Raw genomic sequence first — 23,531 nt, forward strand, 5'->3', positions numbered from 1 at the left:
TCTGGTCCTTAATTGAACCCAGGAGCAACTATCTTCGCCGCGTCGCGATTGATAGAAAAGACCATTAAAATTGGCAGGACTTGCCAGTGGAACAGACAATGGATCTTAACTGCTGTTTGGCCTTCGTCGCGGTTGTCGAGTGCGAGTCTTTTTCCGGGGCCGCACGCAAGCTGCAGATCCCTCGGTCTACGGTCGGCGCACGCGTCGCCGCCCTCGAGACGCGGCTGGGAACACGCCTGCTGCGGCGCACGACTCGTCAGATATCGTTGACGGATGATGGAAGAAGCTATTTCGAAGAGGTTGCACCTGCTATTCGCGCTCTCAGCGAGGCAGAAGAAAGGGCAGTGCATTCAGGAAATACCCTGACTGGATCAATACGCATCAGCGTGCCGCTCGACTTTCCATTCGCGGTCTTGAGCCATGCAATCACGTCTTTCCGGGAGTTACACCCGGGCTTACAGTTCGATGTGCTCGTTGACGACAACGTGAGTGATTTCATCGCCGACAATATCGATCTTGCCATACGCGGCAGGCATCCAGGCAACGATAATTATGTAGCACGGAAAATCGCGATTCTTCGATTTGGAATATTCGCGAGCCCCGCCTTCATGCGTCGGAGTGAGGAGGCGGTCCATGACGATGCGGGATTTGATTCCCGCTTGGCGTTTGATCGTCATTTCAATGCGTCCGTACTCTCGCATTCCGCCTCCTCACCATTTTCAAGGCGCATTCCCAGTGTCACTGCAAACTGCTTTGCTCTGCTAAAACAGCTGGCAATTGATGGTGCTGGGGCCGCTCTCTTGCCGGTTCACATGTGCGATGGGGAGATACAACAGGGGCGACTGATCAAAATTGATACGGATCAGCGTCTTTCGGCAGAAACTGGATTGTTTATTGTGTATCCGTCGCGGAAAGACCTCAGCTCCAAGGTGAGGAAGTTTTCGGATTATCTTGTCAGCTTACTGGAGACCAGCGGCTTGGACCGGACAACTAACCAACTTGCAGAGGAGTGAGGAGCTGTTCTGCTCGCGGTATGCACTGCAGCATCACGCGACTAGATCTGGCGCACCGCTACACGTTCGAGCAGGCGATGCGCCCGCAAGTTGCTCACGACACGTACATTCCGCAGTCGTGCGTCGAGCCCAATGCCATCGCGAGGCACTCAACCAGAACGTATAGAGTTTTCGCGTGCAGCGCATCGCCTTATCCGACCCACGCGTTACGGTGGCCAATGGCTAATGCATTACTGCGCACTGACTCATCTGTGCTCGATATCGCACATAAGCGCCAACTGCAGGTGCTGCTCCGACCCATTTCCGCCATTCGCGAGCGTCTTTAATTGGATAGCGAGCTATCACGCTGGACTCGATCGAAGGGTTAAACCAGTTCCTACAACTACGCTCGGTTGACTTTACAGAAAAAGCAGCCCCGCTTTGCATTGTGAAGGTGTATGTACGCTACGAGCTTGTCGCCGAGCAGTCGTCCGATCTCGGCACGTACATCGATCCCTTCGCAAACTGATGCGTCGATAATCATGTGCGCGGCATCATAAGCGCGTACTGATAGGAGTCGGGTCGTGACATATTCTGTCAGCTCGCCGATGTCCAACATGCGTTGTTTGACTCCACGTCGCACAAAGATTGGGCCCGACGCGTGGTAAGGCGAGATGACAGGTTGGTGAACAAATGGCAGCAGTAACAATTCATCTCCTTCTTTGGCGTCCTGAAGGCTTACGCGGCAAGGGAAACCTGGGTTTCTAGTGGCAACGTGGCGTTCCGCACCGATATGAGAAAGCTGTTCGTCTGATAGCTCAAAAAGCGGCTCGAACGGAGTGTGGTCGATGCCGATCAATTGGAAGGAGTGCACGGTATTTCTCACAGTCGTTAAGGTCGACGCATGTTGCCGCGCATTCGAATAGAATGCTCGCCGTTTTCGGACATGGAATTACGATTTGCGGTACGTGTTTGCCGCTGTCGACCGGCCGCCGCTCATGAAATCGACATACACGACTCTAAACTCGTTCGGCGGCGATCAGATCGGGATGACCTTCGACATTTCCGTCGTACCACTCCACCCTAGCTCCGCATACAAGCCACGACCCATTTCTGTTGCATGCAGAATGGCAAACTGAATCCCGCGCTTTCCAAATTCGGCGTCCGCCAGCTGCATCAGCTCGCGGGCCAATCCCCGACTCCTGTATCCAGGTTCAACATAAACATTGAGGACATAGCCGCGTTTACTCGTCGTGGGGTGCGAGGGATGCGGAGGCCAGTCAATAAGCATCAGACCGATACCGGCAACTGGCTGACCCTTATCGCAAACAACAAAGCCAAAATATGAGTGATCAATAAGACGCGGCCGCAGCCAGTCCCGGAAATGCCGAGTCATAGTCTGCAGAACGTCCCCCGTACGACCAGCGTCGCGAAACATTTCTTCACGATGCCGACAGACAAGTTCAATATCGTTTTCCGAAAGCTCACGGATTTCCATTCAATGCCCCTTTTTATTCGCCCATAGGCGCCTACCAGTGTCGGGCTAACGTATTGCCATCGCAGACGCATCCGCGGCGATTATCGTCGTACTGGCCCGGTTCCCGACCTGTCTTGCGCGCCAATTGTCCGCGATCTAGGCGGCTGCACCGAACGTCTCAAAATGGCCGCTTCCAGCCGGCGACCTCCCCGCTGGACGTCGACGGTCCGATCATGGTGGATGGTTTTTGTTGACCAGCTAAATCGGCGTGCACGCTTGCAAGCTAAAATTTCTAGCTATCTATAGCGTTGGTGCATCGCGCTCTGCGACTGCCGAGTATTTCAAATATCGCTCACAAATAGTGAAGCCGAATGGTCGCGACAAGTGCAGAGGTCACGGCGCATCAAGATTTACTATTCGGTGCCGGCAAGGGACTTACCTTCTGTCTTGTGAATTCCTAGCCGTGCAGACAGATCTTCGGTGATGGCACGCATAATGTCCGGAGTGTCACGGTCTATTCCATATACGAAACCCGGAAAGTCGAGCGGCTTTTGCAGGGCCCAAATCGCTTCGTGCTGGTCTGGGGAAAATATTTGGGCGGGCGACCCCACTGCAACCCAGCCAATGGGAACGGTGGATCCGGCTGCCAGATGGCTGCGCAAATGCACCGTGCCATTGATTCTGATTTCAGACCCCTGCCCTATGAAAGCGCCATGAAAAACGGCGGCGCCTGTTGCGATAAAAACTTCGCTACCAATTTCCGCGCCGACGACATGACTGTTGGGTCCGATCATGCAGTGATTTCCAATCGTGCAGCTATGACGGCCGGTGGCGCGAACGACGGCGTTCTCTAAAATAATGCAGTGATGACCAATCCGCAGCGATCCACCGCTTTCTGCGACTAGTCGAGCACCATGCATAACTCGGCTGCCCGGACCGATCGTTACGTCTCCGCAGACGGTGGCATCAGGTGCAATCCATGCGTCGGGATCGATGGAAGGCGAACGCTCCTCGTATGACGTTACCATTTTTCCATTTCCTATTTTTCGATTTCCGCCGCTCGCCCGCCAACCGGGCAGTGATCGTTTGCACAAAGATCATGTTCGCAGAGGCGGCACATGCTGCGAGCGTGGGCGCGCGAGGTGGTCGCTGCGGCCAAGATCCGATCAAGCTTCTCTTCGAATTCTTCACGCTCGCCCGACGTGAGCACCGAAAGCAGCTCATCGAGAGCCGCCATCCGCCTTGCCTGTAGCCGCTTCGCTCTCGCATGTCCCGCCTTGGTTAGAGAAAGCGGAGTTATTCGACCAGCTGGTACGCCGCGCGTGATAAGTCCTTGCCGCTCGAGGCCGTCAATCAAGCGCACCGCAGTCGGCTGACTAATGCCGACTACGTCGGCAAGCCCAGTGGTGGTCAATGCTGATTTGAAATGCAACATGGACAGCACCGCTGCAGCACTCGGAGACAAGCTCTCCAATGCGAGTTCTGTTCGATCGTGAATTTCTGCGCCGAGCGCGCCAAGTTTGTTAGCAACCAACATATGCATAGGCTATGCATTATTGATCATGCTGTAAATGGGTTCTGCCACTGGCTTGAATTTCTTGGCCAAAAATTAGGAGATTTCACACTGGGGAGCGAAATCTCCTATGTCGGATCAACCGACTAAATTTGTATCTGGCGGGCAGCAGTGGCAGTGCGCAGAGCCGTAGTTATGCCTCGCACAGACAAGTGAATTACCCATTGGACTAATCACTTGTTTGTAACTTGATTGCCTGCAAAAGCTGTAGACCTACTTCGTAAACAGCTCTTCCCGCGACGAGCACATCCGCCATGGTGATGATGAATCAATACGAGTGGCTCGCCGCTCCCAGAGCCCGCTGTGGGCGCCTCACTGACGCATGCCAATGGCTAGGCGGTTGAATGCGCTCATAAGCGCGATAGCAAAGCTGAGGTCGGCCATTTCCGTATCACTGAAATGGGCCTTGACTGCATCAAAATCTTTGTCGGGTGCATGGGTTTGAGCCACGTTTACTAACGATTCCGTCCACTCTAGTGCCGCGCGCTCACGCTCGTCGAAGTGCGAGCTCGCGTGCCAGCCCGCTAGAGCATCCAGCTTGGCATCCGGTACTCCCGCCGCACGAAGAGACTTCGTATGCATTTCTAGGCAATAGGCACAGCCATTGATCTGCGAAATTCGCAGATAGACGAGCTCAACCAGCGTTTTGCCAAGACTACTTTTATTCAAGGCTTTTTTGGTGGCGCTTAACCCTTGATAGGCTTCTGGAGAAAGGGTTTGATAGGACAAACGGGGGTTGCTCATGGTGGGGCTCCGGTAGAAAAGGAAGTGAAAAACAGCGAGTGCAGTGCGTTGCATGCTTGCGCTAATGCTTCGGCCGTTGGGGATGACCCCGGCAGGTATACGAACTGCACGTTGTGGATGCCTATGACCGAGAGGACATGGCGAAGATAAGGCGTCAAGAAGTCGGGCTGCGTAGAGCCTTCACCGGCACACTGACTGCCCGATCGCAGAAGAACCAGGGCCGGACGATCACGCAGCAGCCCAACCTTGCCGTCCTGGCCGACCGTGAAGCTGCGGCCCCTGCGCAATACCAGATCGATCCAGAGCTTCAGCGTCGCAGGTACGGTGAAGTTGTGCAGCGGAGTGCAGATAAGCAATCCATCGCTAGATTCCAGCTCGCTAATCAAGCTTTCGGATAGTGCAAAGGCCGGATCATCAGGCTGGGCCGATGCGGTGATGGCCCGGGCGTAACGCGCCGAAGGCATCGCGAGCGGGTCCAATGCCAAATTACGGGTTATGACCCGCACGCCATGATGCTGAGATTCGAGAGGGGCGAGTGCTCTCAGCACCAGCCCCGCGCTCAACGAATCCTGGGCGTGGGGGCTGCATTCCAGAAAGAGAATACGCTTCATTGTTCGCCCGCACTTCTCAGAGCTTTTGGCTGAAATGCAGCCCTTTGGACAGCAGTCCTTGGCGGAAATAGAAACGTTGCGCCAACGCGTTGCCCAGAGCCGTGTCGAGAACCAGGTGCGCGCAGCTCTGCAGCGTTGCTTCATTGCGCAGTGCCTCGATCAACTTGCCACCAACGCCATGGCGTTGTGCATTCGCGGCTGTCACCAAGTCGTCGACATAAAGGAACTTCCCGTACAGCAAGTTTTCCTGAACGCGATACCCCGCCAGGCCCATCAGATGGCCGTCTTGCCATGCAACAAGGAGCCGATAACCCTGCTGTGACTGACGGCGCACTTGCTGTACGAATGCATCGGCATCAGTGAGATGAGGTCGCAACTCGCGCATGACGTTGAAGCAGGTCAAGTAATCCTGCGAGGAGTCGTCGATATGACTTAGTCGGAGGGTATTCATGTCGTTTTTCTATTGATGGAGCCGGTACTTTAGAAAAGACTTGTCCTAGCATATAGGTCCAAGAAATGACTATATGACTAGGACATTTGGATGAACTCGCAGTCGCTGAAGCCGAGACGAGAACAAGATGCGCCTATCTACCTGCAGCTTTATCGGCGCTACCGGGACGCAATCGCTGATGGCAAGCTCCGTCCCGGCGATCGGGTGCCGTCCGTTCGCAGCCTCGCCAGCGAACTCAACCTGGCACGTGGCACGGTCGAGTTGGCCTATCAGACCCTGACCAGCGAAGGCTATTTCCTTACACGTGGACCTGCAGGTACGTTCGTGTCGCCTCGATTGGAAAGTCTCGGCGAATCCCGGCATAAGTCAGCAATAAGACGATCTGCCACCAAGGCCAAACCCCAGCCGCACTCGTTGGTCGCCGAACCGCTACCCTTCCAACTTGGCTTGCCTGCCCTGGATGCTTTTCCCCACAAGACCTGGGCGCGCCTAGCTGGCCGCGGGCTGCGGAACCTCCGTTCTGCGGCCATGGCCTACCCCGATCCAACTGGATATGAACCGCTTAGGCGAGCTATCGCTATTTACCTAGGCATCTCGCGCGGCATTGAGTGCTCGCACGAAGAGGTTTTCGTCACTATCGGCTACCGGGGCGCGTTGGACTTGGTTTGTCGTACGTTACTGCAAGCCGGGGATATAGGCTGGCACGAAGACCCAGGCTACATTTTCGCCCGCCAATTCCTGGAGAGCGCAGGTATGTGCCTAGAGCCGGTGCCCGTGGATGAGGAAGGCTTAAACGTAGATATAGGACAGCGGCGCGCACCCCACGCGCGCTTCGTCGTAGTAACCCCCACTCACCAAAGTCCAACTGGCGTCGCCCTATCCTTACCGCGACGGCTAGCACTACTCGAGTGGGCGAGAGACCGAAGGGCTTGGATAGTCGAGGACGATTACGACAGCGAATTCCGCTACCACGGTCGACCGCTGCCCGCCTTGAAAAGCCTGGATCGCGATGGACGCGTTCTTTATACAGGTACCTTTAGCAAGGTGCTGTTTCCTGGCCTTCGCCTAGCGTATTTGGTCGTTCCAAAGTCGCAAGTTGGACGGTTTATAGCAAAGGCGAATCAGCTTCCCGGTCCAGGCTCGATCCTGCCGCAAGCTACGGTAGCCGACTTCATGGAGCAGGGCCACTTTGCCCGGCATCTGCGCAAAATGCGCTTGCTGTACGCGACGCGACGCGGCTATTTAGTCGATGCGCTAACGCAGGCATTCGGATCGCATCTGCAAGTTCAGCCTCAGGCCGGCGGCATTCATGTGCTCGCTAATCTGACCTCCCGTCGGGACGACAAGGCGCTGGCCTACGCGGCACAGTCCCGTGGCTTGGCTGTCCAGGCCCTAAGCGATTGGCAAACGCACAAGACACCTCAGAAGGGCCTATTGATGGGTTTCACTAATATTAGCGAGCCTGAGATGGCGAGGACGTTGACCCGTCAGCTGATGAAGGCGACCGAAAAAAATTGAAGGCATTGGTACTAACCACAGCATTAAATTCGGAAGATGACGGCAGCCGCGGTGGGATATGGAATATTTCTCTCGTCGCTTTGCCGAGAGGTCCAACGGTGATTAGTCGCGCAGTGTTTCGACCGTCCTAATATTTTCTGGCATTGATTCATGAACTCGAAAGAAAAGTCACCACCGACAAACCGGATGTCAATCACATTGGTAACCTACGACAAGGAACCATTCTTGACGGACAGCGACCGCCTAATCGCGACAGAACTCGTCCGCCTCGGGTGTGCCGTCCGTATCGCGCGGTGGACCGACCCGGACATAGATTGGACGACGTCGGCATGCACCGTTCTGCGGTCGCCTTGGGACGCGTACCTACAACCAGAAAAGTTTTTGGGATGGTTGGCTCTGGTCGAGCAGAAAACCACCGTAGTCAACGCGCCTGAACTCTTGCGATGGAATTTCGATAAGCGCTACTTGCTCGCTATTGAAGACAATGGTGTACCGATCATCTCCACGCACTACTGGGAACGAGGACAAGCCATCTCTGATTGGACTGCCCCGTGGGACGAGGTCGTCGTCAAGCCAGTTATCGGCGCAAGCTCAATCGGCGTAGGACGGTTCCGGTTGCCTGAGCAACGGCTCCAAATGGAGCAGCACGCAGCGGTCCTTTTAATGAGTACCGGAGTCCTACTACAGCGCTACGAATCAAGCGTGAGTACCGCGATGGAGAGATCGCTAGTTTTCATTGCGGGCACCTACTCACATGCTGTTCGACGCATACCTTTCAATTTGGGGGCAACCCCAGACACGGACGATTTCGATCACGAGGCAAGCGTCGAGGAGATAGAGTTTGCCAAACAGGCACTCGCTGCGGCTGCGGCTGATGCCGAGACCGTACCTTACGCTCGCGTTGATCTATTACCGACCAGCCACGGCTTGGTTATCATGGAACTCGAGCTTATCGACCCGGCGCTCTTCCTGACGCGACGTCCAGCTGCGGCTGCGGAACTCGCTTCCGCTCTTATCAAACACGCTCGTTAACGCAGGTATCGTTGGCTGCCTGGCATGTTCGAGTCATCGCCGCGAAGAAGTAACAAAGTTATGGTGATCAGTTTTCGGGCCGGGTCCAGCCATAGGCTCGCTCGACTGTCGCAACGACCACACGATACCAGTCGTACCAAATCGCGCGCCCTTGCTCCCGGATGCGCGTATGGTCGGGGTCGTCTCGCCAAGCCTGCGCGGCGACCTGACTACTCCACCAACTCACAGTGATACCTAAGCCCTGCTCATCTCGAGAGGAATCGATGCCCAGATAACCATCCCGGGCAGCCGCGGCATCGGCCATCGCAAGAGCCGCTTCTTCGTAGCCCTCTGCATCAGCGGAACTTCGCCCAGAAATAAAGATTACAGCTATCGAATCAGGTGGTGGGGTAATCACGGCATTGATTCCAGATGATCTAACAAAGACGAGGAATTGAAGTAAAGAAAAGTGGCCAACGATCCGAATCTTTAGGCCGGAGGAAAGATTCTATTTTTTGCGATGTAATTCTGCGTTCGTGATATCACTACTTTGGAGTCGAGATCGGATCGTCCCGGGCCTCTGATCCGATTCAGAGCTTTCGCGTTTGTTACTATGCGTAAACAGCAGCTTCTCTTGCTTCACTACATCAGCCATGACAGCGTTGTTCATGCGGTCAGCGTCAGTCGATTTGTTTGACGCTCGGTGGTGCAAGGCGCCATTTCATGAGTTCGTCGGCCCCCGGCCCAAGCTGAATTTTCACGCCACTCGGACTCACCGCTTTACCCGTATCGGGAAAGACGGTTGCAAGTTTCACATGCCGGCCCGACCGAGCATCGACAAAGCAAAGAGGAGGATCGTTGCCGATCTCAGACGACCACTTATCTCCGACTTGCACCATCGCCTGCATCACGAGACCCAAGTCCCAGCCCTTGGCAGTGAGTAGATACTCATAACGATCGGGGCGCGACTGATAGCAGCGGCGCTCTATCAATTTGCTTTTCTCCAGTGCCTTGAGGCGATCAGACAGCGTTGCATTTGTGATCCCTGTCGATCGCTTGAGGTCATCGAAGCGACTCAGGCCAAGAAACAGATCGCGGACGATCAGCGCACCCCAGCGATCGCCCAGCGCCGAGAGCACCGTAGCAATGGAGCACACCATTCCTTCAAAGCCATTCGACCGCATGTTTCCTCCGTTCGAACCGCCAATTAGCGCTTCGGTTTACCGTGACCGGGATATATCTCCGGATCGCATCTTAACCGCCTCTTGGCAACTCCAATAATAAGAGTTACTGTGCGAACTGTCGAGACCGTTGAGAGATCAGGATGACTAAAGCCAAACGAACTGCCGTTGTTACAGGCGCTTCATCGGGGATTGGTGCAGCTTACGCCGACCGCCTCGCCGCTCGTGGATACGATCTCGTGTTGGTCGCACGTCGGGGCGATAGATTGGAACGTCTCGCAGAAACTTTGAGCCACGCATATGGCAACGCCATTGAGACAGCCATCGCCGACTTGGCGAATGAGCATGACTTGGCTGCCATCGACGCTATCGTCGCGGATGCGCCGAATATAGACCTACTCGTCAACTGCGCTGGAATGGGTGCTCTCGGACCTGGTGTCGTGGTCGATCCATCAAAAGTGGATGTCATGCTGAAGGTCAATGTTCTAGCGCTTACGCGTCTGTCCCTGACGGCAGCGCGTCGCTTCGCCAATGTTAGGTGTGGAACAATCATTAATATCGGCTCGATCGTGGCAGTCATGCCAGTACCCGGTGCTGGCAGTTATTCAGGTTCTAAAGCCTATGTCCTGAACTTTAGCCGTTCGCTACAGGCAGAGGTGGCGAGTAGCAACGTCAAAGTACAGGTCGTTATGCCAGGCCCCGTTCGTTCCGAATTTTTCGGCGACACGCCGGCACCGTTTCCCGATCAACTTTTTATGACGGCCGAGACGCTAGTAGACACCGCGCTCAAAGCGCTAGATCAGGAAGAGATGGTTTGCTTTCCTACGCTGCATGACATTGCCGCGTGGGAGCATCTCGAAGGGGCTCGTAGCAATCTCGTGAAAGCCGTCACTCAGACCGGAATGCCGGCTGAGCGTTACCAGCTTCGATCGTAACCCCAAACCCTATTTTCCTAAGCCTTACGAATCAGGAGATTCTAGATGCCACTCTGGAAAATTTACCATCCCGAAGATGCCTTCACCAACGACGAGAAATCGGCGATCGCAGAGCAAGCTACCGTTCTTTACCAGAGCTTTCTGCCTCGCTTTTATGTCAACGTCATGTTCGTGCCATTGCCGGAGTCGACTTTTTATATTGGTGGAGCACCAGCAAGTGATTTTGTACGGGTGACGATCGACCACATTGCCGCGCAGATAACGGATGCCGAGATGCAGACGGCGTTCTTGAACGCGGTAGCTAAAATACTTTCCCCTTATGTCGCCGATCGCGGGCTTAGGTGGGAAATGCACATTGACGAAACGCCATTTGCGCTTTGGACAATCCAGGGCCTCAAGCCGCCTGTACCAGGAACACCCACGGCGAAGAAGTGGCAATCTGAAAACCGGCCGTCGCCGTACTCTTCATAAAGAAGAATCGCTGGAAAGCCACGGCTCTTGCGCTTGAAATAGTGCGGTGCTCGGGATTCACCAAGACTTAGGTCGGATGAGATTCAGCGTCGTTTCTTTCCGCGAAATCTACGATCTATAACGGGTCATTAGGCACTCCGACGACCAGTCCATGCGAGTGCTTGTAGAAGCCTAGAACAGTAACGAAAGACATTTTCGATCGAGGAGTTGGCGTTGGAAGTACATCGCATCGCGGCGTTCACGCGAGACGGCAAGGGGGGAAATCCAGCGGGTGTAGTCGTATGCGAGGTTCTTCCGGATGTCGAACGTATGCAGATGATCGCAGCCGGCTTGGGTTACTCGGAAACAGTCTTCGCCGCTCCCTCTCTGGAGGGCTACCGTGTTCGCTACTTTGCACCGCAAGTCGAGGTGCCGTTCTGTGGTCACGCCACCATCGCGCTCGGCGCCACCCTTGCACGTCGTGAAGGGAGCGGGTCGTTTGTGCTGCAGTCAAACGCCGGTATTGTCCGGGTGGAGGGAAGGTTTGAATCGGGAAACATGAGCGCAACGCTCCACTCTCCGCCTACCCATAGCGAACCGGCTTCCGCCGAGCTCTTAGAGGCTTCGCTCAAGCTTTTTTCCCTGTCCAATTCCAATCTTGATGCTCAGCTCCCCACTGCCGTCATCGAAGCCGGTGCTCGCCATCTTCTAATCCCACTTTGGGACTACGGGCAGCTCGTGGGAATGAATTACGATTTGCAGGTCGGGGCAGACGTGATGCGCCAGTGGGACCTCACAACGATCTGCCTGGTGTTCCGGGCGTCCGCTAGTCGGTTCCGTTCTCGAAATGCATTCGCGGCAGGTGGCATTTATGAAGATCCTGCCACAGGTGCCGCTGCGGCAGCGCTGGTCGCTTATCTCCAGAAACTCGGCCACCGAGAATCCGATCATATTGAAATTCTCCAAGGCGAGGAAATGGGGGTGCCGTGCTTGCTGTACGCGCAAGCGCCGGTCTTAGCAGGGGGCAGCGCTCTCGTTTACGGAAGGGCCCGCGACATTTAAAGCACTTGGCGCCGACTTCGTTAAAGCTTCGCTCCGTGCGATCACAAAACACAATAAAGGCGAAAATGATGACATCGACTTTACGTATCTTGGGGCGACGCGCATCCATAAACGTCAGGAAGGTGCTGTGGACACTTGACGAAATTGATCGCGATTATCAGTTTGAAGCCTGGGAGGATGTGCTATCTCCCACACGAATCGTCGAGCTGCACGCGCTCAACCCTAATGCCCAGTTCCCGATCCTTGTCGATACGTCCGGGCCACTGTGGGAATCCAATACGATTTGCCGCTACATCGTTGGCGAAGCAGGCCGCGAAGACCTGTTGCCCATCACACCCCGTGGCCGGGCAAACGTCGAGTGCTGGATGGATTGGCAAGCGACCGACCTTAACGATTCATGGCGATATGCTTTTCTGGCATTGCAGCGCCGCAGACCAGGCTATACAGATACGGGCTCCATCGCAGCCAGCATCGAAGCGTGGAATAGCAAGATGGCAATTCTTGACGCCCAGCTTGAAAAGACAGGCGCGTTTGCTGCCGGAGACAGTTTCACCCTGGCGGACATCGTGCTCGGAGTTTCGATTCACCGATGGCTTGGCACGAAAATCAAACGCCCCGACTTACCCAGCGTCGCGGCCTATTACGAGCGGCTCAGAGCCCGGCCTCACTTTCGAACCCACGCCAACGAGGAACTGATTTGAAAGTTTCAGGTCCCGCGTAAGCGGTACACCCAGGGCAATCCTGCCGGTGAACATGTTTTATCCGCGAAGCCCAGCCGGCCATCGCGGCAGCCAGGTTATTCGGTTGAGTGAAATTAAACGCCCTCCAAATGTCGCGCAACAAGTGCGTCTTTACTCGTAAAGCCGACAACTAGCGCGGAGCCAGGCGAGAATTGACAATTATGCGACGGGTACGAGCAGACCGTTCTCAACACCCAGCTGCTCTTTCAGGCCAACCCATCCTTTCTCCGTAACACGAACCGCACGCGATAATTTAGAACGCCGCAGCCAACCATTTGCGCATAGCAAGCTCATGAATTGCACACCCAACGGGCCGGCAAGGTGGTGCTCCCGCTCGGTCCAATCGAGACACTGTCGAGCGAGGCCGCGACGGTTTGGCTTGAGTGCCATGACGTCCAGACCCATGCTAAAAAACCATTCGACGCCAGCTGGCGTGACTTCGTATCGATTGTCTGCTGAGACAAGAAGAAATCCACGCGATTGTAGGCCGCGGGTTATGGCGACGCCGATGCGCCCGGCCAAATGATCGTAGCAGCAGCGCGCGAACTGAAGCCTTTGCGCTTCCTTACTAGGTGGCTTACTCCGCGTAGCTTCTGTCACGGCGATGATAGAGAGATTTTCCAGCGCGGAAGCAACGTGAGAGCCACCCAACCGGTAGTAACGGTGTCGGCCCTGCGCTTCGACCATCAACAGGCCGCCCGCAAGGAGTTTGCTCAAATGCGAACTGGCTGTCTGCGGTGTGACGCCAGCGGCAAAGGCCAGCTCGCCGGCGGGCCGCGAACGTCCGTCGAGCAAGCTCATGAGCATGGCAGCACGAGCCGGATCGGCGATCAAGAAAGCGGCGGATGCGATATTCGGCTGCATATCTATCGAAAAACTCCATCGAAGGCTCGTTAAGCTACCACCGAAGCTGCTCACACGTTTCGATGTCCCGCGCGGCATGTGCAAGCTGACGCTCGATCATTTTTGAGCGATAAGTCGATGGGCGAGAGCCAACGCTTCCTCGCGTGTGGAGACGACCTCGTGTGGAATGCCGAACGCTTTGACAGCCATATCGGACATGGCTTTGACCTGGGCACGCAGCCCCTCATCCGGCTCGATGCTGATAAGCGCCTTACAGACGCGGCCCAGCGGGCCCTTGTTGTTTTTCAGCCAGATACCGCGGCGCTTGCGATCTTCATGACTTTCTTCCATACGATGCTGGTCATATACCACCACGAAAAACTGACCATTTTCCATGAGGGCGGCCATCTCCTCTTTCCATTGACTCGCATATCCAGATTGCGCCGCGTCTTCGTTGAAAACGACGAACGGAAACTGAGTAACGTCGTGGATGATGAATATTTGAGGTCCGATACGCATCGTCTATTACTCCATGCACGGAACAAGGGTCATCTCTTGAGAGCCTTAGATCCCGTTTCCCGCTGCGACAGGTGTCTTGGCTAACTCAGTGGGCACGGATACAGATATCGCTAAAGGAAAGGTCGTCTCCCAACCACCACCGAGTGCCTTGTACAAACTGACGAGTGACTCGGAGACGTCGGTCGAACTCACCGCGAGTGCCTGCTGCGTAGCGAGCAGATCTTTCTGTACGGTTAGCACCTGAAGAAAATCCGTTGCGCCGGCTACGTACTGGCGGTTGGCGTTCTCTAGCGCGATACGATACTGATCGACCGTCGCGGCCAGCTTATCGTGGCGTTCCTGGCGCGTTTTGTAATCGCTCATGGCGTCGTCCACCTCATGCCAAGCTGCGAGCACGGTGCGCTGAAAACCGATCATCGCTTCCTGCTGTTGTGCCTTGCGCAATGCAAGTTGTTCCTTCAGACGACCGCCCTCAAAGATCGGCACACTGAGCGCCGGACCCACACCAAACATTCTCGAACTCCATGAATCCAGGTCGCTGAAATGCATCGCCTGGAGGCCTGCGTCGGCCGAGAGCGCGATACGCGGGTAGAAATCGCCGACGGCTACGCCAATATCGGCCGTCGCCGCATGCAATCGTTCCTCGGCTGAGCGAATGTCCGGGCGACGTTCTGCCAGTTCGGACGGCAGCCCGAGCGGCACCGCTGGTGGTACCGGCGGAATCGGCGCAACAGCCTGCAATTCATTCTCAAGTGCGCGCGGCGGCCTGCCCACCAGGTAACTGAGCGCATTGATGAGTCGCAACTGGTCGTTCTCTAGTGCCGGCAGTTGTGCCTCTATGGCGCTAACCTGGGCGGATGCTTCAGCCGTTTCAAGGTGCGTTGCGACACCGTCGGCAAGCCGAATTTGCGTCAAACGGAGAGCGTGACGTGCGACGTCCAGATTCTGTCGAAGAATGGTCTGCTGAGCCTGCACGCCCCGTAGTTGTATGTAGTCGCGCGCAGTTTCAGCAAACACGGACAGCAATACGCCGCGCCGCACATCGGCACTCGCTTCTGCAGACGCGTCGGCGGACTCGATTTCGCGGCGCACGCGCCCCCAAAGATCGAGCTCCCAAGATGCGTCGAATCCGGATTGCCAAACGTTGTAATCCTTCTTGCCATTCAGGCCGGAAATATCCAGCAAGCCATTCTGGCTAGACCGTGCATGTTGGTACGAGGCCGACGCGCCAACGGAGGGTTCGGCGTCCGCCCCGGTCATTCGCCGCGCAGCCCGTGCCTGCATCCATCGGGTCGTCGCCATCTCCACTTCGAGGTTCGCTCCAGCCACTCGCTCCACCAGCGAAGACAATTCTGCATCTCTGAAGACCGTCCACCAGCGGGCATCGGAATTACTGAGATCCTTGCCGTTTGATGTTTGTACAGCACTGACCGACCACCGATCGGGCAAAACAACGACCGGCCGTTGGAAATCGGGACCAATGGTGGTGCATCCCACCAAGACGAGCATGGCAGCCGCAATGGCCGTCCTCAAGGTCATCAGCCTCATCGCGCCGCAACTCTGCTTTCCGCAGAGGCCTCGCCATCCTGCGTATGAATGGTCGCTTCGACCGACATACCCACCCTCAACTCGTCGAGCATCGGCTGTTCTCTGCGCAGCATGATCTTGACAGGAATGCGCTGGACGACCTTCGTGAAATTTCCGGTCGCGTTGTCCGGCGCAATCGCTGCGAACGTCACACCGGTGGCAGGAGCAAAGCTGCTCACAGTTCCGTGCAAGAGATGGCTCGGCCAAGTGTCCACCCGTATATCGGCGCTTTGTCCTGGCCGCACGTTAGTCAACTGGGTTTCCTGGAAGTTGGCGATCACATAGGCCTGTTGCAGCGGCACGACGGCAAGCAGCGGGGTGCCTGGCGTCACGTAGGCGCCAACTCTTACCAACCGCTGCCCAACCACCCCATCGATGGGTGCTTCGATGCGCGTCCAGGACAGGTTTAGGCGCGCGCTATCCAGCATGGCTAGAGCGTGTTGGAGCGTTGCTCCGGCGCGTTCGCGCTCCGTGAGTAGCACGGCAACCTGTTGCCTTGCCGCCCTAAGACTTGCCTCGTTGCGCGATACATCAGCCTGGGCCGAGTCGATACGCGAACGGGCCTGCTGCGCATTCTGGACACTGCCCGCACCCTGTCGGGCAAGATCGGCGTAGCGATCAAAATCTGCGCGCGCAAAGGCATACCTTGCATGCGCCCCAGCGAGCGCTGCGCTTGCCTGATCGATCACGAACTGCTGTTGGGCGATGCTCGCAGATACATTATCGATAGCAGCCCTAGCCATCGATACGTTCGCTTCGGCGGACGCCACAGCAGCCGCATAGTCGCGGTCATCAATCTGGGCCAGCAGCTGCCCCTTGTGCACACTCTGGTTGTCCTCGACATCGAGCCCGCTGACCTGTCCTGCCACACGCGGCGCAACTACCGTGAAATCCGCACTGACGAAGGCATCATTGGTCATCTGTCCCGACGTGGCCCAGACACGAGCGGCCGACACCACGCTTGCGCCGAGTACTAAGACGGCAACGGCAACGGCAACGTATAGCTTCCTTTTTTGTATGGATTCAAACATGGGTAATCAAACCTCTAACGGGAAGCGCCATCGACCACAGAGCCTGGCGGAAAAATGCGAGTGGCGACGAAGGGGATAAGGACAATGAGAACGATCGACACGATGGCCATCAGACGGAACACATCCGCGGAGGCGAGGACTAGCGCTTGCTCCCGGATATGTAGACGGACCAGCGTAAGCATCGCTCGATGATCCGGCCCTGACAGGCCAGGCCGTGCTTGCTGCGTGAGGCCGAGGACGTAAGGACGGTTGCCCCATTGGTTAACCAGCACATTCGAGTGAAAATGTTCGCGCATAGTCGTAAAGCCCTCGGTCACGCCCGCGCCAACGACGACGGAAAAACCCTTGACCGTGTTAAACCAGGCTGACGCGAATGGGCCTTCCATTGGTGTCATGCCGTTGGTGGCCAGCATCAACAGCGGGATTACGGCCATCGGCTGCGCAAAGATCTGGATGACCTGTAAGGCGTAGAAGTTGTCGCGTATCCAGTCCGACGTCATGAAGCTGCCGACCATGCACGACCATGAGATCAGTGCCAGCCCCGCCGCCAGAACCCAGCGGCAGTCGACACGGCGGATGTTGCACAGGGCTGCCACGGCGGGCAAGGCGGCGAGTTGCGGCAACGCGACACATAGCGCCAGTGGGGCGAGTTGAAGCGGCCGATAGCCGTGTACCTCGGCCAGGTAGCTTGAAGGAATGCCGGGAACGGCGACCAGCACAAGCAGGACACCGCCAAGCGTGATCAGCGCATGCGTCAGGTTACGCCTCGCCAGCAACTGGATCTTGAAGAACGGCAACGGATGGAACCATTCATTGACGAGAAAGAACACCAGCATGATCGAGCCGACGATGAACAAGAGGCAGATCAGCGGCGAATCGTTCCAGCCAAGTCGGGTGCCCTGCCCGAACGCCGTCACGAGCATGCCGATGGCCGGGAAGCCGAACACCACGCCGCGCCAGTCGAACTGGCGGAAGCGTTCCAGGCGCAGCGGGTCCTGCGGCAGTCCCCAAGTGATCATTCCGATCGACAGAAGGGAGAGCGGAACGATCTGCCAAAACAGAAAGCGCCATCCGACGTATTCAGTCCACAGCGCCGCCAGAGGGGAGCCGAGGTTCGGCGCGAAGGTGGCTGTCAACGCATAGGCGGCCAAGCCGTAGAGCTTGATGCTGGGCGGTAGGAAACGTAGCGCGACCGTCATCAGCATGGGCGGTAGGCAGCCTCCGGCCAGACCCTGAAACGCGCGCAATGGAAGCAGCCAGCCAGGCGTCGGCACGAACGGAAAAGCAACGCCAAGCAAGGCGAACGCAGCAACGGCTCCGATCGTGAAACGCCGCAGCGAGAACGTTCCAGAACACCAGGGAGCGAACATCATCGCCGAGACTTGGGTGATCTGGTAGACCGTGATCAACCATGTGCCAGCGTCATGGCTCACGCCCAGCGCACCGAGAATGTCGGGCATGGCCACTTCGGTAACGTGGTCATTGAGCTGTGCAATCACGACGGCGAGCAGCACGCCGGCCAGTCCGGTCAGGATACGTGCGCCGACCACAGCTGGCGGCGTAGCCGGCGCCGATGCTTTCTTGGGCGTTGGAGCCAAGATCGAGGCGACGACAGCGTTGCTCACGCCTCTCTCCCTTGAAAAGGGCCGTCTTTTGCATTCGAGAGTGAAAGAGGGCTCACCGCAGACCTTCCGTTTTCAGAATGAATGACGGAAGTTTAGGAACGGCAAATCAATCAGAAAATTGAAATGTTTGCACTACTGTCGTGCGTTGAACGCACGATGAGGCGATGTCTAGTTGATAGGCGCGCCTGCTGTGCAGATTTCGCGGACAATTCGCCTCAACCAACGGTGCGCTCCATCACTCTGGAACCGAGGGTGCCATCCTTGAACGATGACGACCGTTTCAAGAGGCAACGGCAAAGAGAAGGCGCGCGCCCGAATCCCCATTCGTTGGACAGCCCAAGCCACGTGCTCGGGCAACGCCAGTATCAAGTCGGACGTTTCCAGCATGAAGACTCCAGAATGAAAGGTTGGAACCACCAGCGAAACCTGGCGTGACAGGCCGAGAGCTTGCAGGGAAGTATCGATAGGGCCAGTCGCTCGCCCACGGCGCGACACGCTGATTTGGTCGTAGAGGGCAAATCGCTCCGGAGTGATTTCTTTCTGGAAGATGGGATGATCGTCGCGTGCCAACCCGACGAACTTCGTCGTGAACAAAGTCTGCACATGAACTTCCGCACCCATCGATCGCATCGCACTGATGTACAAATCGACCTTGCCGTCGCGTAGCACCATATCTTCCGACTCGCTTTCGGGCGAAAAGCGCAGCAGAACATGGGGAGCCTCGCGCCGAACACGACTCAGTAGCGCCTGGCCGAAGGCGCTGATGAACGTATCGTTGGCGTGCAGGTTGAAGTGACGCTTCAAAGCCGAAAGGTCTACCTCCCGCTCCGGTTTCAGGAGCTGGCGTGCACTTTCCGCTGAACTGTGAACCTGCTCGTGCATCGCCAGGGCGCGCGGCGTCGGCACCATCCTGCGCCCGACCTTGACGAAGATCGGATCGCCAACGGCTTCGCGGATACGGGCAAGCGTACGACTCATGGCCGGGGCGCTCAGATTCATTCGCCTGGCTGCGCCTACTACCGACCCCTCCTCCAACAGGACATCCAGCGCGAACAGGAGGTTGAGGTCGGGTGATTGCATGAACGGCAATTGTAAGTCTCTTTTGCTGATCATATTTGCACTTAGTCATGCGCTTTATGCAGCACAGCCGGGCACGGCGCGGTATCTCCAACGGTGCCCGCACCGGGTAGCCTGTGATCGTCTTCAACACTGGCGCATACAGCATTTTGCACCGTCCGATGGTTCCCCTGGATGACCTCCCGAACCGCCGAAGCTGCTCAGACGTTTCGATGTGTATCGAAACATACTTGTCGAGACACGCCCCAGACTTCGGATCGTCAACCTCATGGGAAATAACGATGAACGAAAGTAGCGATGCCGCATTCCACCGGCCCCGAGGCAACCAGATTAACCATTTTGAGATGATAGACATCACGAATGGGGTAATCCCCTGTCACCAGGTCTATGGGAATTGGGTCGCTCTAAAAATGCTCGTCTTGAACAAGCGATCTGTATGAACGTGCCGAGTCTGGAAAGGAGTGGCGCTCTCCAACGTCGCGTTCTAGCGGCAACCAGCGTCAGCTACATTGTCGTGCTTTTGGACACGTCGATCGTCAATGTCGCCCTGCATCGCATCTCGGTATCGCTGGAGACGCAAATCGCAGGTCTCCAATGGGTAATGAACGCCTATACGTTGGCGTTTGCCAGCATGCTGTTGACGGGTGGCACGTTAGGCGATCGCTGGGGAGCGCGGAACGTCTATCTCGGCGGCTTGGTGGTGTTCACGCTCGCCTCGACGATCTGCGGGATAGCGGGAAATTTGCCGAGTCTTATAGCTGCCCGTGTCTTGCAGGGAATGGGTGCAGCCATGCTGGTGCCGTGTTCGCTGAAGCTAATCAACCATGCCTTTCCCGATGCCGAGCAGCGAGCACGTGCAGTCGGCATATGGGTGGGATGCGGCGGTGTCGCCATGGCAGCCGGTCCATTAGTGGGTGGTGTTCTAATCCGCCTGTTGGACTGGCGAAGTATCTTCTTCGTCAATGTGCCAATTGGGTTGGTTGGATTATGGATGACGTGGCGCATTGCACGTGACCCAAGGCCCGCCCAGGTCAGCCGCTTCGATCCAGTAGGGCAATTGACTGCGATGATTGCGCTCGGTGCGCTCATCGGCGTACTAATCGAAGGCCGAATGCTCGGGTGGGGCTCTTTCTGGATCGTAGCGGGCATCGTCGTCACGATTTTAGCTTCGGCCACATTCCTTATGACCGAGGCGAGAAACGCGCATCCGATGCTGCCGCTCTCGTTTTTCAAGAACAGTGTCTTTACGGGATCCACTTGCGTTTCTATGGCCTCCGCTTTCGTGTTTTACGGCCTGCTCTTTGTGACCAGCCTCTATTACCAGCAGGCGCGGGGCTATTCTCCCTTAGAGGCTGGGCTCGCTTTACTACCGATGACGGCGATGGTCGCAGTGGGAAGCATTGTCTCCAGCCGCATGGTGAAGCTATGGGGGCAGCGCTGGTCAATGTGCGCGGCGTTCGGCTTCTACGCCATCGGTGCGCTCGGCATGCTCACATCAAGCCGTTCATCGCCTTACTGGCTTGCCATTGCGCCTCTGCTGGCGATCGGCCTTGCCTCTGGCTTCGTCTCTCCAGCAGCGACGGCTCCGGCCATGGGAACCGTCGAAAAGAACCGTGCCGGCGTCGCTGCTGCCGTCCTCAATTCTGCGCGGCAGACGGGGGCCGCATTAGGCGTTGCCATCTTTGGAACACTCATTGCAACTTTTCATCCGTTCGAGGTCGGCATGCACTCTGCACTGTGGGTAGCAGTCGGTGTATCGATCGCGGCGGCGTTGATTTGGCGTCTAGCCTCCATGCAAAGCACGCATAGTCGCGATGATCTCAGTTAGATCTCTTTGGCCTAGGTGTTGCACGCTGGTGAAATTGAGAAACCGAATAAGCGCCATCGAAATTCTTGGACTGCCGGCGCGAAACCTCTAAATAGTCTTCATGAAAGTTACGCAGTCTCGGCCATACCAATCAGTTCCCGCTTTGACTGCACCCATCTGCTCATCGAGTCGCCGTCTGAGGCAACAGACGTTACTTGTCTTCTTTTGCCTCTCTGACGATCTCGTCCACGAAGAGTTGGGCATGTCGGCTCAACGCCGTAAAATCGGACGCACAGATCAGTAGCTGGCGATTTGCCCATTCATCGAGAAGCGGTACGATCGCGACGCTGCCCATACGACAAGACTTTGCCGCTGTTATCGGCACTATGCCAAGTCCGATTCCGGCCTCTACCAGTCGAGTGACAGCATCAAAGCTGCGTAGCCGCACTCGATAGTTGATTCTACGACCGAGCCGGGCGGCATGATCGGCAAGATGCGAATAGAGGGCGCCCGCGCTTAAGCCAACGAATGGCTCATCGATCAACTCGGCGAAGCTAATCACGGCACGTCCAGCGAGCGGATGAGCGTTGGGCGCAATCAGAACTAGGCGGTCAGACAAGAGCGCGATGGTCTCAAGCTGCGCAAGGTCGGTAGTGTTCGCCACCACCCCGAACTCCGCACGCCCTTCGGCTACTGCTAGCACAATGTCGGCACTGGTCAGCTCCTCGATGTCGATGTCTACGTCGGGGTGCGCAGCGAGGAAGCTGCGCAGTGCAGCGGGTAGGAGTTCCACCAGCGCCGCCGTGTTGGAGAGCATGCGGATCTCGCCCTTGAGACCGGTAGCGAACCCTCTAAGATCACCGCGCATCCGCTCCACAGCGCTGCCGATCGCACGCGCGTGATGCAGCAAAGCTCGACCGGCCGCCGTTGGAATCACGCCGCGCCGACCGCGATCGAGCAGAGAGGCTCCAAGCGCCGTTTCCATCCCGCTGATCCTCGCACTGGCCGAGGCAAGCGCCAGATGCGACGCTTCAGCCCCCCTAGAGATACTGCCGGCTTCGACGATCGCCACGAACAGGCGCAAGTCCACCAGATCGAATCGCATATAACTCCTTCGGGCAAAACGAAGGCTGCACTCGCATATCCCGCATTGTGAGTAGCTGCCCGTCTCGTCAGTCTAGAACTAATGAACGCATCAATTTTCCTCGTACTTACCGGAATACTGGCTGGAAGCATGAACGCGTTAGCTGGGGGAGGCTCGTTCGTGACGCTTTCTGCGCTCGTTGCCAGTGGTGTTCCTTCGGTATTGGCGAATGCTACGAGCAGCGTGGCACTCTACCCCGGCGGCGCGGCGAGCGCCTGGGTCTATCGCGATGGTCTGGGTTCGATCTGTGGCGTACCCCTCGTTCCCACGCTTGTGGTCACACTCCTTGGCGGACTCGGCGGCAGCCTGTTGCTGCTCTCGACACCGAGCGTTTTGTTCGATCGTGTTCTCCCATGGCTGCTTTTGCTCGCCACACTCGCTTTGATGTTTGGCCCACGTTTAGGCGTCTTGTTGCGCGCCCACCTGACGGCAGGCAAACCGACGATTCTCACCATCCAGTTCCTGCTCGGCATATACGGCGGCTATTTTGGCGGCGCCGTTGGTCTGATGATGATGGCAGCATGGGGCCTTCTTAAAAGCGCTGACATCAAGGCGCTCAACGCGCCTCGCACGTTGATGGTTACCGCGGCGAACACCATAGCGATCGTCTGCTTTGCGGTCGCAGGCACCGTGCGCTGGGAAGCAGCTTTGCTCGTCGGATCGGGCGCGGTGCTTGGCGGCTATGCTGGCGCGCATCTCGGACGTCGGCTCAAACCAACGCTTGTACGCAACGCAACTTTGTTGCTTTCCGCAGCCATCACCGTTCGTTTCTTCATGCGTGCGTATTTTTGAGTGTCATGAGTACGAAAGGCTGGTCGGTCCAAATCGCCATTTTTAGCCGCAAGCGCAATCCCACATAACGAGCGCCGATCACACGCTACCCGAAATATCGATCGCATCCTGCTAGACGTCGGCTACCTCGCAGCATTTAATTTATCGGTTCGCACCCCTTCTACACTGATGACACGGACACACTGGGTACCCAGCTATTGCAGACCAGGGAACAATTCTTCGCTCTCACTATGCTTCGACGGAGCGGACACTCTGAGCGATCAGCGGCCAGACTGTGCAGGACGAGTCGAGTAACCCTTTCAGCATTGCTTAGTATCATCAGTGTGGCAGCCGTCACTAGCCTGGGGGCGACGGAACTGTT

Annotated in this window: 25 protein-coding genes; 9 read left to right on the forward strand and 16 right to left on the reverse strand. The window is 56.6% G+C overall.

Going from position 1 to position 23,531, the window contains the following annotated elements:
- The first annotated feature begins 98 nt into the window (after positions 1–98).
- Entirely contained in the window at positions 99–1,013 is a 915-nt protein-coding gene (locus HDE76_RS15940; RefSeq protein ID WP_184509031.1) for a LysR family transcriptional regulator, read from the forward strand.
- 382 nt (positions 1,014–1,395) lie between these two features.
- On the opposite strand, the gene HDE76_RS15945 is transcribed toward HDE76_RS15940, so the two are convergent.
- The 7 genes from HDE76_RS15945 to HDE76_RS15975 form a co-directional block, all read right to left on the reverse strand.
- The gene (locus HDE76_RS15945) at positions 1,396–1,866 is read right to left on the reverse strand and encodes a DUF1203 domain-containing protein (RefSeq protein ID WP_184509032.1); all 471 of its coding nucleotides are present in this window, start codon (positions 1,864–1,866) and stop codon (positions 1,396–1,398) included.
- A 165-nt stretch (positions 1,867–2,031) separates the two neighbouring features.
- Entirely contained in the window at positions 2,032–2,490 is a 459-nt protein-coding gene (locus HDE76_RS15950) for a GNAT family N-acetyltransferase (protein WP_184509034.1), read from the reverse strand.
- Positions 2,491–2,882: 392 nt separating this feature from the next.
- Complete coding sequence (locus tag HDE76_RS15955; RefSeq protein ID WP_179478578.1) at positions 2,883–3,497, reverse strand: gamma carbonic anhydrase family protein; 615 nt, start codon at positions 3,495–3,497, stop codon at positions 2,883–2,885.
- Positions 3,498–3,508: 11 nt separating this feature from the next.
- Positions 3,509–4,012, reverse strand: a complete 504-nt coding sequence (locus HDE76_RS15960) for a MarR family transcriptional regulator (RefSeq protein WP_179478580.1) — start codon at positions 4,010–4,012, stop codon at positions 3,509–3,511.
- Between the two features lie 342 nt (positions 4,013–4,354).
- Complete coding sequence (locus HDE76_RS15965; RefSeq protein ID WP_179478582.1) at positions 4,355–4,786, reverse strand: carboxymuconolactone decarboxylase family protein; 432 nt, start codon at positions 4,784–4,786, stop codon at positions 4,355–4,357.
- Positions 4,783–5,397 (reverse strand): NAD(P)H-dependent oxidoreductase, encoded by a 615-nt coding sequence (locus HDE76_RS15970; protein ID WP_179478584.1) that lies wholly within the window; start codon positions 5,395–5,397, stop codon positions 4,783–4,785. Before HDE76_RS15970 ends, HDE76_RS15965 begins: the two co-directional genes overlap by 4 nt.
- A gap of 16 nt (positions 5,398–5,413) precedes the next feature.
- Positions 5,414–5,848, reverse strand: a complete 435-nt coding sequence (locus HDE76_RS15975; protein WP_179478586.1) for a GNAT family N-acetyltransferase — start codon at positions 5,846–5,848, stop codon at positions 5,414–5,416.
- A gap of 90 nt (positions 5,849–5,938) precedes the next feature.
- Here HDE76_RS15975 and HDE76_RS15980 point away from each other — a divergent pair, with 90 nt between their 5' ends.
- Positions 5,939–7,366 carry a PLP-dependent aminotransferase family protein gene (locus HDE76_RS15980; RefSeq protein WP_184509036.1) on the forward strand — a complete coding sequence of 476 codons (1,428 nt, stop codon included), beginning with the start codon at positions 5,939–5,941 and terminating at the stop codon, positions 7,364–7,366.
- Between the two features lie 150 nt (positions 7,367–7,516).
- Entirely contained in the window at positions 7,517–8,398 is an 882-nt protein-coding gene (locus tag HDE76_RS15985) for a hypothetical protein (protein WP_184509038.1), read from the forward strand.
- 67 nt (positions 8,399–8,465) lie between these two features.
- Here the strand turns inward: HDE76_RS15985 and HDE76_RS15990 are convergent, their stop codons facing one another.
- Both HDE76_RS15990 and HDE76_RS15995 read right to left on the reverse strand, forming a co-directional pair.
- Positions 8,466–8,795, reverse strand: coding sequence for an antibiotic biosynthesis monooxygenase (locus tag HDE76_RS15990; RefSeq protein WP_179478592.1), 330 nt, complete (start codon positions 8,793–8,795; stop codon positions 8,466–8,468).
- Positions 8,796–9,057: 262 nt separating this feature from the next.
- On the reverse strand, positions 9,058–9,561 hold the full coding sequence (locus HDE76_RS15995) for a helix-turn-helix domain-containing protein (RefSeq protein ID WP_179478594.1): 504 nt from the start codon (positions 9,559–9,561) through the stop codon (positions 9,058–9,060).
- Positions 9,562–9,701: 140 nt separating this feature from the next.
- Here HDE76_RS15995 and HDE76_RS16000 point away from each other — a divergent pair, with 140 nt between their 5' ends.
- The 4 genes from HDE76_RS16000 (at position 9,702) to HDE76_RS16015 (ending at position 12,706) form a co-directional block, all read left to right on the forward strand.
- Positions 9,702–10,493, forward strand: coding sequence for an SDR family NAD(P)-dependent oxidoreductase (locus tag HDE76_RS16000; protein ID WP_179478596.1), 792 nt, complete (start codon positions 9,702–9,704; stop codon positions 10,491–10,493).
- Between the two features lie 45 nt (positions 10,494–10,538).
- Complete coding sequence (locus HDE76_RS16005; RefSeq protein ID WP_179478598.1) at positions 10,539–10,964, forward strand: tautomerase family protein; 426 nt, start codon at positions 10,539–10,541, stop codon at positions 10,962–10,964.
- A 213-nt stretch (positions 10,965–11,177) separates the two neighbouring features.
- On the forward strand, positions 11,178–12,005 hold the full coding sequence (locus HDE76_RS16010; protein WP_184509040.1) for a PhzF family phenazine biosynthesis protein: 828 nt from the start codon (positions 11,178–11,180) through the stop codon (positions 12,003–12,005).
- 68 nt (positions 12,006–12,073) lie between these two features.
- Positions 12,074–12,706, forward strand: coding sequence for a glutathione S-transferase C-terminal domain-containing protein (locus HDE76_RS16015; protein WP_179478602.1), 633 nt, complete (start codon positions 12,074–12,076; stop codon positions 12,704–12,706).
- A gap of 198 nt (positions 12,707–12,904) precedes the next feature.
- Here the strand turns inward: HDE76_RS16015 and HDE76_RS16020 are convergent, their stop codons facing one another.
- The 6 genes from HDE76_RS16020 to HDE76_RS16045 form a co-directional block, all read right to left on the reverse strand.
- The gene (locus HDE76_RS16020) at positions 12,905–13,609 is read right to left on the reverse strand and encodes a winged helix-turn-helix domain-containing protein (RefSeq protein ID WP_179478604.1); all 705 of its coding nucleotides are present in this window, start codon (positions 13,607–13,609) and stop codon (positions 12,905–12,907) included.
- Positions 13,610–13,705: 96 nt separating this feature from the next.
- Positions 13,706–14,107 carry a hypothetical protein gene (locus HDE76_RS16025; protein WP_179478606.1) on the reverse strand — a complete coding sequence of 134 codons (402 nt, stop codon included), beginning with the start codon at positions 14,105–14,107 and terminating at the stop codon, positions 13,706–13,708.
- Positions 14,108–14,152: 45 nt separating this feature from the next.
- Positions 14,153–15,655 (reverse strand): efflux transporter outer membrane subunit, encoded by a 1,503-nt coding sequence (locus HDE76_RS16030; protein ID WP_221262453.1) that lies wholly within the window; start codon positions 15,653–15,655, stop codon positions 14,153–14,155.
- Positions 15,652–16,725: an HlyD family secretion protein gene (locus tag HDE76_RS16035; RefSeq protein WP_184509042.1), complete on the reverse strand. Its 1,074-nt coding sequence runs from the start codon at positions 16,723–16,725 to the stop codon at positions 15,652–15,654. Before HDE76_RS16035 ends, HDE76_RS16030 begins: the two co-directional genes overlap by 4 nt.
- 14 nt (positions 16,726–16,739) lie before the next feature.
- Positions 16,740–18,350, reverse strand: coding sequence for an MFS transporter (locus tag HDE76_RS16040; protein WP_343205724.1), 1,611 nt, complete (start codon positions 18,348–18,350; stop codon positions 16,740–16,742).
- A gap of 168 nt (positions 18,351–18,518) precedes the next feature.
- On the reverse strand, positions 18,519–19,463 hold the full coding sequence (locus HDE76_RS16045; RefSeq protein WP_255481639.1) for a LysR family transcriptional regulator: 945 nt from the start codon (positions 19,461–19,463) through the stop codon (positions 18,519–18,521).
- A 400-nt stretch (positions 19,464–19,863) separates the two neighbouring features.
- Between HDE76_RS16045 and HDE76_RS16050 the strand changes: the two genes are divergently transcribed.
- Positions 19,864–21,255 carry an MFS transporter gene (locus HDE76_RS16050; protein WP_184509044.1) on the forward strand — a complete coding sequence of 464 codons (1,392 nt, stop codon included), beginning with the start codon at positions 19,864–19,866 and terminating at the stop codon, positions 21,253–21,255.
- Positions 21,256–21,445: 190 nt separating this feature from the next.
- Here the strand turns inward: HDE76_RS16050 and HDE76_RS16055 are convergent, their stop codons facing one another.
- Positions 21,446–22,339: a LysR family transcriptional regulator gene (locus HDE76_RS16055; RefSeq protein ID WP_184509046.1), complete on the reverse strand. Its 894-nt coding sequence runs from the start codon at positions 22,337–22,339 to the stop codon at positions 21,446–21,448.
- Between the two features lie 81 nt (positions 22,340–22,420).
- Here HDE76_RS16055 and HDE76_RS16060 point away from each other — a divergent pair, with 81 nt between their 5' ends.
- The gene (locus HDE76_RS16060) at positions 22,421–23,170 is read left to right on the forward strand and encodes a sulfite exporter TauE/SafE family protein (RefSeq protein ID WP_179478616.1); all 750 of its coding nucleotides are present in this window, start codon (positions 22,421–22,423) and stop codon (positions 23,168–23,170) included.
- Positions 23,171–23,531 lie beyond the last annotated feature (361 nt).

The sequence above is a fragment of the Rhodanobacter sp. ANJX3 genome (assembly GCF_014200755.1).
In the GTDB taxonomy this organism is placed as follows: domain Bacteria; phylum Pseudomonadota; class Gammaproteobacteria; order Xanthomonadales; family Rhodanobacteraceae; genus Rhodanobacter.